General features: G+C 57.3%; 14 protein-coding genes. 5 read left to right on the forward strand and 9 right to left on the reverse strand.

Annotated features, from left to right (window positions below; translation table 11 throughout):
• The first annotated feature begins 2 nt into the window (after nt 1-2).
• Nucleotides 3-1,520, forward strand: a complete 1,518-nt coding sequence (locus ACYQ6M_RS13170) for a M81 family metallopeptidase (protein ID WP_460074256.1) — start codon at nt 3-5, stop codon at nt 1,518-1,520.
• 3 nt (nt 1,521-1,523) lie between these two features.
• Nucleotides 1,524-2,591, forward strand: a complete 1,068-nt coding sequence (locus ACYQ6M_RS13175) for a D-TA family PLP-dependent enzyme (protein ID WP_460074258.1) — start codon at nt 1,524-1,526, stop codon at nt 2,589-2,591.
• A gap of 91 nt (nt 2,592-2,682) precedes the next feature.
• On the opposite strand, the gene ACYQ6M_RS13180 is transcribed toward ACYQ6M_RS13175, so the two are convergent.
• The 8 genes from ACYQ6M_RS13180 to ACYQ6M_RS13215 form a co-directional block, all read right to left on the reverse strand.
• Nucleotides 2,683-3,810, reverse strand: a complete 1,128-nt coding sequence (locus ACYQ6M_RS13180) for an ABC transporter ATP-binding protein (protein WP_460074260.1) — start codon at nt 3,808-3,810, stop codon at nt 2,683-2,685.
• 72 nt (nt 3,811-3,882) lie between these two features.
• Nucleotides 3,883-5,094: an ABC transporter substrate-binding protein gene (locus ACYQ6M_RS13185; protein ID WP_031268566.1), complete on the reverse strand. Its 1,212-nt coding sequence runs from the start codon at nt 5,092-5,094 to the stop codon at nt 3,883-3,885.
• Between the two features lie 35 nt (nt 5,095-5,129).
• Nucleotides 5,130-5,972 carry a carbohydrate ABC transporter permease gene (locus ACYQ6M_RS13190; RefSeq protein ID WP_022998786.1) on the reverse strand — a complete coding sequence of 281 codons (843 nt, stop codon included), beginning with the start codon at nt 5,970-5,972 and terminating at the stop codon, nt 5,130-5,132.
• Nucleotides 5,962-6,858: a carbohydrate ABC transporter permease gene (locus ACYQ6M_RS13195; RefSeq protein ID WP_460074263.1), complete on the reverse strand. Its 897-nt coding sequence runs from the start codon at nt 6,856-6,858 to the stop codon at nt 5,962-5,964. Before ACYQ6M_RS13195 ends, ACYQ6M_RS13190 begins: the two co-directional genes overlap by 11 nt.
• Before the next feature lie 8 nt (nt 6,859-6,866).
• Nucleotides 6,867-8,036: a Gfo/Idh/MocA family protein gene (locus tag ACYQ6M_RS13200; RefSeq protein ID WP_055654106.1), complete on the reverse strand. Its 1,170-nt coding sequence runs from the start codon at nt 8,034-8,036 to the stop codon at nt 6,867-6,869.
• On the reverse strand, nt 8,033-8,779 hold the full coding sequence (locus ACYQ6M_RS13205; RefSeq protein WP_460074265.1) for a copper homeostasis protein CutC: 747 nt from the start codon (nt 8,777-8,779) through the stop codon (nt 8,033-8,035). Before ACYQ6M_RS13205 ends, ACYQ6M_RS13200 begins: the two co-directional genes overlap by 4 nt.
• Nucleotides 8,776-9,687, reverse strand: coding sequence for an ROK family protein (locus ACYQ6M_RS13210; RefSeq protein WP_460074267.1), 912 nt, complete (start codon nt 9,685-9,687; stop codon nt 8,776-8,778). Before ACYQ6M_RS13210 ends, ACYQ6M_RS13205 begins: the two co-directional genes overlap by 4 nt.
• A gap of 254 nt (nt 9,688-9,941) precedes the next feature.
• The gene (locus tag ACYQ6M_RS13215; protein WP_228868266.1) at nt 9,942-10,823 is read right to left on the reverse strand and encodes an N-acetylmuramic acid 6-phosphate etherase; all 882 of its coding nucleotides are present in this window, start codon (nt 10,821-10,823) and stop codon (nt 9,942-9,944) included.
• 205 nt (nt 10,824-11,028) lie between these two features.
• On the opposite strand from ACYQ6M_RS13215, the gene ACYQ6M_RS13220 reads away from it, so the two are divergent.
• Genes ACYQ6M_RS13220 through nagA form a run of 3 tightly spaced genes read left to right on the forward strand, consistent with a single transcriptional unit; the run spans nt 11,029 to nt 13,987 of the window.
• Nucleotides 11,029-11,790, forward strand: coding sequence for a GntR family transcriptional regulator (locus ACYQ6M_RS13220; protein WP_075283015.1), 762 nt, complete (start codon nt 11,029-11,031; stop codon nt 11,788-11,790).
• 5 nt (nt 11,791-11,795) lie between these two features.
• Complete coding sequence (locus tag ACYQ6M_RS13225; protein ID WP_460074270.1) at nt 11,796-12,836, forward strand: SIS domain-containing protein; 1,041 nt, start codon at nt 11,796-11,798, stop codon at nt 12,834-12,836.
• Nucleotides 12,833-13,987, forward strand: a complete 1,155-nt coding sequence (nagA, locus tag ACYQ6M_RS13230) for an N-acetylglucosamine-6-phosphate deacetylase (RefSeq protein WP_370197813.1) — start codon at nt 12,833-12,835, stop codon at nt 13,985-13,987. Before ACYQ6M_RS13225 ends, nagA begins: the two co-directional genes overlap by 4 nt.
• Nucleotides 13,988-14,053: 66 nt before the next feature.
• Here the strand turns inward: nagA and ACYQ6M_RS13235 are convergent, their stop codons facing one another.
• The gene (locus ACYQ6M_RS13235; protein ID WP_460074272.1) at nt 14,054-14,962 is read right to left on the reverse strand and encodes a cupin-like domain-containing protein; all 909 of its coding nucleotides are present in this window, start codon (nt 14,960-14,962) and stop codon (nt 14,054-14,056) included.
• Between the last annotated feature and the right edge of the window lie 27 nt (nt 14,963-14,989).

The raw sequence follows: 14,989 nt of genomic DNA on the forward strand, positions 1-14,989 counted from the left end.
TCATGACGAAGCCCCGCGCTTTTACGGCAGCTCTGGCAACAGAAACCAACACGTTTTCACCGATCCGGATTGATATCAACGCATTCAGGGCGTCGCTGCTGGCAAGGCCGGGGCAGCATCCGGAAACTCCGACCCTGTGTTCTGCCGTCGTCACCGTGGGGCGCCGGTTTGCCTGTGAAAACGACTGGGAACTGGTTGAAGGTACCGCGGCGTGGGCAGATCCGGCCGGATTGGTTTCGCGGCAGACCTTTGAAGGCTTGCGTGACGAAATCCTGGATCAGATCGTGGCAGGTGGACTTTTCGACGTTGTCGTCATTGGCCTGCATGGTGCGATGGTGGCTGACGGGTATGATGATCCGGAAGGGGATCTACTGAGCCGAATTCGATCCGTGGTCGGCCCGGATGTCCCTGTTATTGCAACGTTTGACCCGCACAGTCATCTGACTGCAAAACGTGTTGCCGCGGCTGACGCGCTCATCGCCTTCAAGGAATTTCCCCACATCGATTTTGTCGATCGGGCCGAGGATGCATGGCGTATTGCTGGGCAAGCGGTTGCAGGCGAAGTCAAACCTGTAATGAGCGTTTACGATCCCAAGATGATTGACGTCTTCCCGACAACATCCGAGCCTATGCGCCGGTTTGTCGATGACATGATCCGCCGGGAGCAGGAAACGCCGGGCCTTTTGTCTCTCTCGGTCATCCACGGCTTCATGGCGGGCGACGTCCCCGAAATGGGGACCAAGTTGCTGGCAGTGACAAACAACGATCCGGCGCTTGGGTCCGAAGTTGCCCGTGACCTTGGAGAGGCCCTGTTCAAGCTGCGCGGCAAGGTGCGAAGTGCTGAACTTACTCCGGCCGAAGCCTACGCCAAGGCATTGTCCTGTGAAGGAGGTCCGGTCACGATCGCGGACATGTGGGACAATCCCGGTGGGGGAACGGCCGGGGATGCGACCGTTCTGCTTGCAGAAGCCATTGCCGGTAAGCTCGAGAATATTGCCTTCGGCTCAATCTGGGACCCGGTAGCAGTCCAGCTCTGTCACGCAGCGGGCGAGGGGGCTCGCATGATGCTGCGGTTCGGAGCGAAATCAGCACCGGAAACCGGTGACCCGATCGACGCCGAAGTTGAAATTCTCCGCAACATCCGGAATGCAGAGCAGTTTTTTGGCCAGAGCATCGTTCCCATCGGTGACGCAAGTCTGATCCGGATTGGCGGAATCGAAGTGATCCTGAATTCGACCCGCGCCCAATGCTTCGACACGAGCCTGTTTTCCAACTTCGGTATCGATCCGACCAAAAGGAAGATCCTGGTGGTCAAGTCGACGAACCATTTTCATCAATCGTTTGCCCGCATCAGTCCGTTGATCCTCTATTGCGCCGCCGGACGTCCCTATCCCAACGACCCGAGGGTAACCCCCTATAAGAAAGCGCCGACGGATATCTGGCCTATCAACGAGGCAGTTACTGCGAGCGGGCATGAAACCGATACCAGTGCCGGCACTGCCGGCAGCAAGGGAGGCTAAGCGATGAGTGTCGGGCTGTCAGTGCAGGATCTTCTGACCCCTGTCGCCGTGATCGATGAAACGGTCATGGAGACTAACATCAAGGTTGCACAGGAGTATTTCGACCGTATTGGCCGGAACTTCCGGCCTCATATCAAGACACACAAGATCCCGGCGCTGGCCGCATTGCAGCAGGCCTATGGCGCACGCGGTATCAACTGCCAGAAAATAAGCGAAGCGGAAGTGTTCGCCGACGCAGGCTTCACCGATATCCTGATCACCTTCAATATGCTCGGCAAATCGCGGCTCGACAGGTTGAAGTTGTTGAATACCAAGGTGGATCTGCAGGTTGTTGCCGACAATGAAGTTGTCGTCGACGGTCTGGCGAGTGCGTTTTCCGGGGATCAGCCGCTGAAGGTTCTGGTCGAATGCGATACAGGGGCCGGACGCAACGGCGTGCAAAATCCGGATGCTTCGGTCGCGCTGGCCAAGCGCATCGATGCATCGCCCGGACTGGTATTCCATGGTCTGCTGACCTATCCGAAGGCATCCTCCGAAACGGCGGTTGAAGCTTTTTTTTCTGAAACACTGTCACTTCTGAAACAGGCAGGTCTTGAGTGCCCCGTCGTCTCGCATGGAGGTTCACCGAGCCTGTTCGACAGTGATCTTGTGCCTAGTGCGACGGAGCATCGCGCCGGAACGTATATCTTCAACGACCGCTCGATGGTGCGCGCCGGTATGTGCGATTTTGACGATTGCGCCATGCATGTGCTGGCCACAGTCGTCTCCCGGCCGACCGAAAACCGGGCGGTTCTGGATGCGGGATCGAAAGCGTTGACGTCCGATTTGTTGGGTTTTTCCGACCACGGCCTGTTGATCGATTATCCGGAGGCATCCATTGCCGCGCTCAGCGAGGAGCATGCCGTCGTCGACCTGACGAAGTCTGGCAAAAAACCGCAGATCGGAGAACGGGTCCGGATCATTCCAAACCATACGTGCGTCGTTTCAAACCTGTTCGACCGCCTGGTGTTTCACAGAGACGGCGTGGTGACCCGCATCGAGACGGTCGCCGCCCGTGGGCAAGTCGTCTAGTCCTCCAGACGACTTGCCCGCCGTTTCCCGAAATTTCAAACGGCCGCCTTTCGGGGCGGCCGTTTTCATTCGGGCTATCTGATGCCAAGTGTCAGATATGCATGTCCGCAGCATCCAGTTCTTCAAGCGAAAGCTGGCGGTCAAAAGCGTTTCCGTTACCGTCGAACAGGTGGCAATCCACACCCTTCAGTCCCATGGAAACCGGCACACCAACTTTCGCCGGAGCGGATCCGGGCAAGACGCTGCAGAAGGTGGACTTGGCACCGGCAACCGTGCTGTAGGTGACGGTGTGAATGCCGAGATGTTCAACGACGGTCGGAACAATCTCTATGGAGGCATCGGCAGCGCCTAGTGTCAGATGTTCCGGGCGAATGGCGAGGGTAAGGCTCTTTCCTGCAACCTCTTCCGCGGCATCTACCTTGACTGTCAGGTCCTTGCCTGATGGCAAGGTGACGACAACGCCTTCAGGACCGGAACTTTTTCCGGACACCTCGATGAAGTTCATTTTGGGGTTGCCGATAAAGCCGGCAACGAAGGTGTTCTGCGGTTTGTGATAAAGCTCCAGCGGCGAACCGACCTGGGAGATGATACCGTGATCCAGCACCACGATCCGGTCCGCCATGGTCATGGCTTCAACCTGGTCGTGGGTGACGTAGATCATGGTCGCGTCAAGTTCCGTGTGCAGCTTGGCAAGTTCAACACGCATTTCCGCTCGTAGTGCCGCATCCAGATTGGACAGGGGTTCATCGAACAGGAAAACGGAAGGCTCGCGCACGATGGCCCTGCCGATGGCGACGCGCTGGCGTTGCCCGCCGGAGAGCTCGCCCGGTTTGTGCTGCAGTCTTTCCTTCAGTTGAAGAATGCCGGCAGCGGCTTGAACCTTCTCCTCCACCTTGTCCTTGGAAAGGCGTTCGACGCGCAAGGGGAAGGCGATGTTCTCGTAGACAGACATATGCGGATAGAGCGCATACGACTGAAATACCATGGCGATGCCGCGTTTGACCGGCGGCAGATCGTTGACGACCTTGTTCTCGATCGTGATATCGCCGCCCGTGATTTCCTCCAACCCTGCAATCATGCGCAGCAAGGTCGATTTTCCGCATCCGGACGGACCGACAAAAACAATGAATTCGCCATGGTCCACATCAAGATTGACACCCTTGATGACTTCCATATGGCCATAGCTTTTGCGTACGTCGCGCAGTTGCAACTCGCCCATGGTCATTCCTTTTTTGAAGAGGTGACCGGGCCCCCGAAAGTGGGAGAGGGGGCCCGGACAGTGCTCAAGGTGTTACTTGAATTCCTCAAGCTGTTCCGCGGCGATTTCGACGGCTTCAGCCGGATCGACTTCACCAAGGACAACACCCTGAACGGCTTCGTTGATCGAATCCTGAAGGCCGACGTAATCGGTGACGAACGGCTCCGGACCACCGGTCGGGATCGCATCGAGGAAAGCAGACCAGGTCGGGTCCTTCTCAACCAGCGCACGCACTTCCGGCAGATCGCGCAGCGGCGTGAACCCTTCAGCCAATTCGAAGGCCATCTGGTTCTCCGGGTTGGTCAGAAGCTTTGCGAGCGAAAGCGCCTGTTCTTCAACGCCGGACCCCTTGAAAACGGCCAGGGAGTCGGTGATCAGCAAAGTGCCCGGAGTGCCGGACGGACCGACCGGGATCGGTGCGACACCCCAGTTCACGTCGGTCACGCGGGTGCGCTCCCACGGACCGGAGATGAACATGCCGATTTTACCTTCGGAGAACAGCGGACGCAGCTTCGCGCGGTCATAGGCGATCGGGCCCGGCTGCGAGACTTCGGCCATCTTGCCGTAGAAGGCGAGGGCTTCAACGTTGTTCGGGGAATTGAAGACGATTTCGCCGTCTTCGTTGATGACCTGACCACCGTTCGTATAAACGTAGTTCATGAACTGGTGCATGGTGTTGTCGAAGGACGCGGCCGCGAGGCCGAAACCGTCAGAGTCGGTCTTGTCCTTGATAGCCTTGGCGAAATCGTACATTTCGTCCCAGGTCTTCGGCGGCGTATCCGGATCCAGGCCTGCAGCCTCGTAGAGATCCTTGTTCCAGTAGAGTGCCTTGGTGGAGAAGGCGCGCGGCAGACCCCACTGCTGACCGTTGGCAGTGATCGTTGCCAGGATCGGGGCCGCGTAGGTGGCCTTTTCTTCTTCTGTCATGTTGACCGGAATGATCAGGTCATTCGCCGCGAGCTGCTTCAGCGTGCGCGAGCCCATGTAGGCAACAGCCGGCGGGTTCCCGGCGGACGCGAGCGTCGTGGATTTTTCCTGGCACTGGCCCCAGGGAACGAACTCGAGCTGGACCTTGTAGCCCGGATTTTCGCCTTCCCAACCCTTGATCAACTCATCCTGCAGCGGAATTCCGGCGCCGGTGTTGTCGCCGCAGTTGATCATGTGAATGACCTTGTCTTCTGCCTGGGAGGCTCCGACGAGAGAGAGCGCGAAGACCCCTCCCAATAGCACTGATTTAAGTGTCATCTGTTTTCCCTTTTCTGGTTGGTTTCTTCTTTTTGTTATTCTTTGACAGCGCCTGCCGTGAGACCGGCGACGATGAAACGTTGCAGGAACACATAGACGAACAGCACAGGGAGGATGCCCACGAGGCTGGCGGCCATGAGTTCGTTCCAGACCACGGTCTGGCGTCCGAAGAACTGGAACAGCCCCACAGGAAGCGGGTTCAGTTCGTTCACGGAGTTGAAGGTCAGCGCATAGATGAATTGCTGCGCATAAGCGGTGATGAAAGCGGTGATCGTGACCACCACGATGCCCGGCAACGCCACGGGAATGATCACGCGCCAGAGCGTGTAGATCTTGCCGGCGCCATCCACCCAGGCTGCTTCCTCAAGCTCCTTGGGGATCCGGATCAGATAGGAGCGCAGAAGCCAGATACCGGTCGGAATGACGAAGGCCGTTCCAGGCGCAATCATCGCGAAATAGGTGTTCAGCAGCCCGTATTGCTGCATCAGCTTGAACAGCGGAATGATCAGTACGGCACCGGAGAACATGTTCACCGCTATGAAGATGCCGAGCAGCGAGTTTCGCGCTGGAAACTCGAACCGGGCGAAGGCATAGGCAGCCGGGATGATGCAGAACAGGCCGAGGACCGTCACCACCGTGGCGATGAAGAACGAGTTGAGCATGTAGACCCACAACAGCGGCACGTTCTGCCACATGGTGATGTAGGCATCGAAGCTCATCTTGTCGGTGATGAACTTGTAGGGGATCGAAAACAGGCTGCTGAGCGGCCTCAGCGACACCACGAAGGCTTCGACGAAGGGAGCCAGGACGAAGGTCAGAAACACCGCGAGACCGAGATAGATCAGCACATATTCGTACCAGCGATACTTATGCAGCATTGTGCGGGCTCCTATTGGCAAGGCGCGACAGCAGCATGAAATAGACCAGCATGAACGAGCCCAGGAACACCACGATCATCACCGTTCTGGCGGCGCCTTCGCCGTATTTGAAGCGGCTGATCGCGGTCTTGTAGGTGTCGATGATCATCGTGGTGGTTGCGCCGCGCGGACCGCCTTCTGTCAGGATCCAGATGATGTCGAAGGAGTTGAAGGTGGCGATGGCCGACAGAAGCGCCATCGTCGCGATCGAGGGAATGATCAGTGGCAAGGTAATGCGGCGGAACCTGTAGAGCCGAGAGGCCCCGTCCACCCAGGCCGCTTCATAAAGGTCCTTCGAAATGGACTGCATGGCGGCCAGCAGATAAAGCGTCACCATTGGAACACCGATCCACACGTCCGTCACGATGGTCGACATGAAGGCGGAGTTCTTGTAGGCGAGGAATTCGAACGGCCCGCTCAGAATGCCGAGCCGTTGGGCCATTCCGGAAATCATTCCGAACTGACCGTTGTACATCCATCCCCAGATGAAGACGCCAATGGCAATCGGGATCACCCACGGCGGCATGACCAGCACGCGAAACAGGGTGCGACCCGGCACCATCGCGTTGAGAAGCACGGCTCCCAGGGTTCCGATCAGCATTTTCAGCGCTACAGAGAGAGCCATCCAGTAGAAGGTGCGCGCAATCACTTCCGGAAAGCGGCGTGACATGAGCTTCTCGTAGTTTTCCAGCCCTACGTATTCGTAGTTCGGGCTCATGCTCGTGTTGGTGAAGGAAAGCCGGAATGTTTCAAAAAGCGGATAGGCGACGATAGCCAGCATGACGAGGGACGCCGGCACCAGAAGCAGATAAGGAAAATAGTCGGTCTTCTTTCGCGAGTGCGCCATGGTGCCTCCTATGCCACGCCGTAGCTGTCGAATTGCTGCCAGGTTTCGGCAAGGTCGATGACGCTGCGCGTCCGGCGCGCTTCGTCCAGCTTGATCGCCGTCAGACCGGCCTCAAGCGCATCCAGAACGCTGACCGGCAGATGTCCGCCGTTGCGGAAGTAATGGTCGAGGTCACGCGCCATGGCTTCATCGGCGCCATAGTGGCCGTGCCGACTGGCATCGACGACCTGCGGCTTGTCGATCAGGCAGGCGGATGTCAGGGCGTCATGCACCCGGTAGTAATTCCGAATGAAGTCTCCTTCCGCCATGCCCTTGGTCCCCATGACGGCAAAGCGCCGGAATTCGTCCGGTACATACATGTTGGTGTGAAAGCAGAGGTTCGCGCCGTCCTCGTATTCGATCAGCGCTGTCTGGTAGTCGATGATGTCGCCATCACTGTCGAAGTCGGCGTTGCCCCCACCCCAGCGTGGTGTGAACGGATCGACCCTGCCTTCGATTTTCGGTGTCGGAAAGGTATGGTCCTGATCCGGTCGGTTCTCCGGAACAAAACTCTTGCGTCCGCCGAAGCTGGAAACGAAACGCGGCCGACAACCTGTCACACCTTGGTAGAGATCCAGATCGTGGCAGCACTTCTCCAGCATGAAGCCGCCGGAATTCCGGTCATAGCGGCGCCAGTCGCGCATGAAGAAGGAACCGTGGTAGGGACCGATATGCTCGGACGCCTCGATCGAGACCACTTTGCCGATCTGGCCGGACTTGAGACTTTTCTGAAGTTCGGTGTAGAGCGGCGAATATCGCAGCACCAGTCCGACAAGGACACGTTTCGATCCACCATGTTCCTTCATCAGAGACAGGAGTTCGAAGGTTTCCTCTTCGCTGACGACAACCGGCTTTTCACAGAAGATGTAGCGTACATCGGATTTGAGCGCGGTTCGCAGATGATCGAGGTGCATGAAATTGGGGGACCCGATCATCAGGAGGTCTAGTTTCTCCTTTCGGATCATCCTGTCGAGATCGGTGTAGGCGGTCAGGCTGTGCCCGCATTTGGCCTCGACATGCTTGAGGCCGGCGGGTGTCGGGTCGACGTAAGCGCAGGGATCAAGATCTCCTGAAACCTCCTGCAGGCAGTTGCTGACATTGGCAATTCTCGCGCCCAGTCCGACATAGCCGGTCTTCATGCTGCGGCCTCCGTAAATTGGTCCATGGCACGGCGAAGTGCCTGGACGACGTTTCCATCGGTGTCCTTGATGCCTGCCTCGGAAACGAAGCCGAGGCGCGTTTCCAGGTCCTGCCGCTCCAGCAAGGGCTTCACGGAAGAACAAGACGCATGCAGTTCCTGCACGCCGGATCGTTTGAGAATTTGGGACGCATTGGCGGCGGTGACACCCGATCCTGCCATGATGGAAATCCGCCCTGCAGCGACATTGACCGCCTGCTGAAGCAGTGAAAGGCCGTGTTCTGCTTTGCTGGCCTGTCCAGAGGTCAGCACGCGTTCGAAACCGAGCGTGATCGCGTCTTCAATCGCTTTTTCGTAGTCGCGTGCGGTGTCGATGGCCCGGTGCAAAGTTGCCGACAGTCTGGTGCCGTTCAGGGATGCAGCCAGAAAGTCTCGATCGAGATTGTGCTGGCTGTCGACTGCCCCGATCACGATTCCCGCAAGACCTGCTTTTTCAGCCGCGTGGATGTCGCGCAGCATCAAGGCCTTTTCCAGGTCCGAGTACTCAAAATTACCGGATCGGGGGCGGATCATCGCGTAGACGGGAACCGGTAGTCTGGCCGCGGCCACCATGAACCCCTGGGAAGGGGTCAGGCCGCCTTCGGACAGAGCTGCGCATAATTCAATTCGGTCAGCGCCGTTTTCGGCTGCCGTCCAGGCGCCTTCGAGGGTGTCTACACATACCTCGAGGGGGATCCTGGTCACCGGGCCGCCTCCTTGATGAGCGTACGGGCCACGATGCCGGCACCATGCAGGCCGCCATTGGCGGCAAATTCGCCTTTGATGACGAGTGGCTCGCTATAGTCGGCAAGAACAAGGTCACGTGTCTTTCGATCGATCACGTCGAGAAGAACAAGATCGTTCGAAAGGCCACCACTCACCGGTATGACATCCGGACCAAGTGTGTTGACGAAAGCGGAAAGCGCACGCGAAAGCAGAGTGGTGAAGGCGTCGAGCGTTTGTGTGGCTGCTGCATCACCGGCATGCCAGGCGGCAGTAATATCCTTGCTTGCCAGATCCAGCCCATGCAGTGACCGATGGATCTTCTCCATGCCACGGGCCGAGCAGACCGCGTCGATGCATCCTGTCTGGCCGCAGCCGCAGGGATAGTGCTCAATACCTTTCAACTGGCCGCCAGCTGTCGGGTCCATGATGGGGCCGTGACCCCATTCACCCGCGATGCCGCCATAACCGGTAACAAGCGTGCCATTGACGACAAGCCCGCCACCGACACCAGACCCGAGAATAATACCGAAAACGACCGGCTTGCCCCGTCCGGTGCCATCGACGGCTTCGGCAAGCGCAAAAGCATTGGCGTCATTTGTAATGGCGACAGGACGTTTGAGGGCGGTTTCCAGATCCGATTGCACGGGTCGTTTATGCAGGCAGGGGATGTTGGCCACATCCGCGATGCCGCTGCGAGTATCAAAGGCGCCTGCAAGCGAAATCGAGATAGGAGATCCATCCGGCCCGGAGCAGTCGGCAATCGCGTCTACAAACGCCTGCCAGTCAGATCCGGGTGTCGCTACCCGGCCTTTTTCCGCAACGGTTCCATCCGCTTGGAGCTCTCCATGTCGGATGAAGGAGCCGCCAATATCAAAACAGGTGGTCATCGCCTGTTCAAACGCCTCTGGGTTATATTTGTTAACGTCCAGTTATAATACCAATATGCAACCAATCGCATTTGTAGTAAACCAAAAAAAGAAATTGGCATCATTTTTTCAAGGAATTGGGCGGCTGACACCTGTCAAAAACAACGGCTACATCGCGCAAGCTCAATAGTGCCGTGAGAAGGCCCAGCCTGCTGTTTGCGGACGAGATTATGTTCGAAAATGTGCCAGGTGTCTGTTGGAAGCGCGGGCACGCGTCAAAGGAAAGGACGCAAGTTTCCGCTGTGTTCGTTGAGCGACATTTCGGCGCTTTCAGCGTCGAGGCCTTCTCGAATCATGAGAACCGCAACCTTCACTCTGCCTTGGGCCTGCTGGAGCTTTTCCGCTGCAGTTTCTGCCGTACAGCCCGTCAGATCCTGAAGGATGCGATAAGCGCGCTGGCGCAGTTTTTCATTGTCCGCAACCAGGTTGACCATGTGGCCACGAACTGCGTGTCCAAGCCTCAGTGCCACCAATGTAGAGATCATGTTGAGTGCGGCTTTTTGGGCGCTTGCCGCCCCGAGACGTGTAGAGCCTGCGATGATTTCAGGAGGTGTTTTCAGGAAGATCGGAAAATCCGCCTGACGGAGGAGGGGAGTGTCAGGATTGTTTGCCAATGCAACGGTTTTTGTGCCTGCCGACTGTGCACCTCTGAACGTGCCAAGAGTATAAGGAGTTGATCCACTTGCAGAAACTGCAATCAGGATATCTCCTTCTCCAAGGCCTGATTTTTGAAAGTCAGCGAAGCCGGCTTCCTCGTCGTCCTCATATGTGCCGGCAAGGTGAAGCAGGTTTGCAGCCCCCCCGGCATAGAGCATGCGCATGCGCTCAACGGGAAAGCCGAACGTTCCCGGCAATTCCAGGCAATCCGCCAGGGCTGTCAGTCCGGCACTGCCGGCGCCGGCATAACCGATTTTTCCACCTGAAACAGTGACTGCCTGAAGTGCTTCGGCGGCTTTTGCGATCTCCGGAATGGCCGTTTCGGTGGCATTCAGCGCATCTTTCTGCCGTTGCAGCAGCAGCGACAGGACGTCTTCATCAGACTTTTTGGACAGGCCAATGGAAATCGGATCGCGGTCTTCGGTCGTCGGCAAATTCATGGTTCAGGAACTCGGAGGCACACCAAGTTTCGTATCGCGGAATTAAGTTTCTCAAGGCAATCACGCTCCGGGAACGTTTCCGTTGGGTGCTCCATCGGTGGTGATGCGGGTTCGGAAATTGTTTTAACACTTGATTTTCGGTTTCGATAGAGTTTAAATTGGTATCTGAAAGGTATTATTTTCATCTCCTAAGGCGCCCCTTTTCATGACTGACTTCATTTCCTTGCTGGAAAATGGTGACTGGTTGGCGAATTCCAGCGGTCCCCGATACCTGCAGCTGCGGCGGCGCATTCAGCAGGCTATTGACGACGGCGTGCTGAAGGAGAATGAGCCGCTTCCGTCTGAACGCGAGATTGCCTCCATTACGGATCTGTCCCGTGTGACGGTGCGCAAGGCAGTTGCCGGACTTGTTGAGGATCAGGTCGTTGTCCAGAAGCGCGGCAGCGGATCCTTCGTTGCGCCCAAGGTGCATAAAGTTGAACAGCGCCTTTCCAGCCTGACGTCCTTTTCCGAGGATATGGCACGCCGTGGTCTTTCCGCCAGCAGCGAGTGGCTGCGCCGCGGACTGTTTCCAGCTTCGCCTGAAGAAATGTTCACGCTCGGTCTCACGTCCGGTCAGCGCGTTGCCCGCGTCGACAGGCTTCGCAAGGCAGACGGCACCCCGATGGCAATCGAGCGTGCCTCCCTTTCCGAGAGCGTCCTGCCTCATCCGGAGCGGGTCACCACGTCTCTTTATGCGATCCTGCGCGCGGCCGGCTTGCAGCCTGTTCGCGCTATCCAGCGCATTTCAGCCCGCAATCTTGAGCCTATAGATGCCGACATTCTCGGTGTGCCGGCCGGGTCTGCCGGGCTGAAAATAGAACGTGTGTCCTATCTCGCGTCCGGAAATGTCGTCGAATTCACCCGTTCCGTTTACCGCGGCGATGCATATGACTTCATCGCTGAACTTCAGATTTCGGAAGACTAATCCTGATGATTGAAGCAAGTACCATGGCCACGCCGACGCACATGCGCCGGGAAATCGAAGAAATCCCGGACGCTGCGCGCCGTCTGTTGGCCGATGGACACCCGTTGATCCGCGACATTGCAAAGAAGGCAGGCGCGCCGGTGTTCCTGGCAAGCGTCGCTCGCGGTTCTTCTGACCACGCTGCGACGTTTCTCAAATATGCCTCGGAGATCTACCTTGGTCTTGCCATGGCATCTCTCGGCCCATCCGTTTCTTCGGTTTATGGTGGCAAGGTCAAGCTGGGTGAGGCTCTTGTGATTGCAATTTCCCAATCCGGCGCCAGCCCGGACAGTCTCTCGGTTGTGGAAAGTGCAACCGCGCAGGGGGCTTTCACTGTAGGCTTTACCAACACGTCGGGAAGTGAACTGGCAAAGCTTTCCAGCGCCGCGATCGATATTTGCGCAGGTCCTGAGCGCAGCGTCGCAGCGACCAAGACCTTCGTCAATTCCGTCTTGGCGGGCCTGCTGCTTTTGGCGGAAATCGGAGCTGACAAGGAATTGCTCGACGCGTTGGCTGCCTTGCCGGATCATTTTGAAAAAGCAATCGACAAGGACTGGCGCGCGCTTGCCGAGCCGATCGAGCAGCGGGGTTCGCTTTATGTCATTGGACGCGGACCTGGTCTGGCTATCGCAAATGAAGCTGCGCTGAAATTTAAGGAAACCTGCCAGATCCATGCGGAGGCTTATTCGTCCGCCGAGGTAATGCACGGTCCTGTCTCGATCGTCGAAAACGGTTACCCGATCCTGGCGCTTGGTGTGCGCGATGCAGCCGAAGAGGGGCTAGCCCAGGCTGCGGATCGCATGGTGGACCAGGGCGGAAGTGTTTTTGCAACGACCGACAAGGTGGAACGGGCGGAAAAGCTGGCGTTCCAGGCAACCGGGCATCCATTGACCGACGCCTTGGTGCAGATTGTTTCTTTCTACGCCTTCATCGAATGGTTTGCACGGCAGCGCGGTTTCAATCCGGACGTTCCCAAGCACCTGAAGAAAGTCACCCAGACCGTATGACCTCCACAACCGCCTATCTCTGCAGCCGGGTTTTCGATGGTGAGAAAATCCATGCGAATGCTGCCCTGCTTGTCGAAGATGGCAAGGTGGCTGGCCTTCTTTCTGCCGATCAGGTGCCCGTTGGCGTAGAGACTGTCGATCTTGGCGACGGCATTCTCGCACCGGGATTGATCGATCTGCAGGTCAATGGCGGCGGTGGCTTGATGCTGGGGGATGCGGAAACAGTCGACGATATCGAACGTATTTGCGCCGCCCATGTCAGCCTCGGGACAACAGCCCTGACACCGACTTTGATTACGGACACGCCCGACGTGACGCGCAAAGTCGTTGATCTGGCAATTGCCGCATGGTCGCGGGGCGTGAAGGGGTTTCATGGTCTGCATCTCGAAGGGCCGCATCTTTTCGCGGGGCGCAAGGGGGCGCATGACCCGAATCTGATCCGGCCTTTGAACCGCGAAGACATGGCGCTTTATCTGCGCGCGGCGCGGGAATTGCCAAGCCTCATCATGACTGTGGCACCGGAAACGGTGCGGCCAGAACAGATGCGGGAATTGGCTGATGCGGGAATTCACGTCAGTCTTGGCCACAGCGGAGCCACATACCGGCAGTGCAAGACAGCGGTTGAAGCGGGTGCTTCGATGGTCACCCATCTTTTTAACGCCATGAGCCCGTTGCAACACCGCGAACCCGGCCTTGTGGGCGCCGCGCTCGATCTGGGCGCGCTCAACGTGGGCATCATTGCTGATGGTGTCCATGTCGACCCGGTCGCGATGCGGGTCGCGCTCAAGTCAAAGACTGGCCCGGGCAGAATCTTTATCGTTACCGACGCCATGTCTCAGACCGGCACCGATGTTACGTCCTTCTTCCTGGGCGGGCGAGAAATCTTTCGCCGCGATGGCACATTGACCCTCGAAGACGGCACGCTTGCCGGCGCCGATATAGATTTGCCGGCGTCCTTGAAGTTTCTCACCGGCACACTCGAGCTTCCGGTCGAAGCTGCTCTTGCAATGGCAACCAGTGATCCTGCGGACGTTCTCGGGCGCCCACTCGGTCGTTTCGAAGAAGGCTATCCGGCTGACTTCGTGCAGCTTGGCAAAGCCTATGAGGTCGAGGGCGTATGGATTGCGGGGGAGCAATTCTCGAATACGTAGCCCGGCATATACGCTGGTGGTCTACATACTGCGCCGAACTTGTGGGATTGGCAGCGCGTTCGCCGGTTAGGTCTTGTCGACCTTTTTCAGCGTTGAGCGAACGTTTGGAAGTGTCAGCAGCGTATTCGGTATTTGCAGCAATTCCTTGAAGAAGCGGTTGACCAATGCTCCGCGGCTTGGCGTATAGGGCGATGAAATGAACGATTTCAGACCCCAGCCAATACCGCCAACATTTGGAAGGGCGCGGATAGCGGTTTCGTAACAGCGCCGAACCAGCGCGGAATCACTGTTCTTGAATGAATGCAGCAGGCCGCACCGCTCCATGTCACGCTTGAATTCTTTCGAGATGACCGAGGTTTCGCGTTTCGTGAAAGTCCAATTGATGTTGATGTTCTCGTCTTCCTTGGCAACCACCCGGTGGTACCAATGGGGAGGCAGATAGAGAAGATCGCCTTCCTCCAGATCGAATTTGTAGAACCGCTTGTTCCTCAGCAATCGCTCTTCGTCTTTCAGTAAAGAGAAGTTGGTGAACGGGTAGCACGGTAGCGGTGTTTCGGGCGAAACCAGTACCCATTCCTTACGGCCCTTCACCTGAACTGTGATGACATTCTCGGCGTTGGTATCGTAGTGGAACTCTGTCCGGTTGTTCCTGCTGTTGATCCAGAACCTCCAGGCAACGGAATCTTGCATTATCCGATCGGACGCGAGGATTTCCTTCAGGAAGTCCGGCATCTCGATATCTTGTTCGAGTACGGGGGAGCGGCTGACGAAAAAGACACCTCTGTCGCGGACCTTTGGCAGCGTATGGAGTTCTGCTCGTAATCGGCCGGATTGCCACCTTTCCCGCGCGGGCCAGTTTTTTGCTAGTCCCTTGATCAGCAGGGGCTGTTCCTTGTCGCAGTAGGCTTCAAGAAATTCGGCATAACCTGGTGCTGCGGTTACGGTGGCAATGGTGTGTGTGTTGTCGCCGCTCATAAAAGGTACCACGCATGTGAAGATTTG

Source organism: Roseibium sp. ROS1 (genome assembly GCF_054658215.1).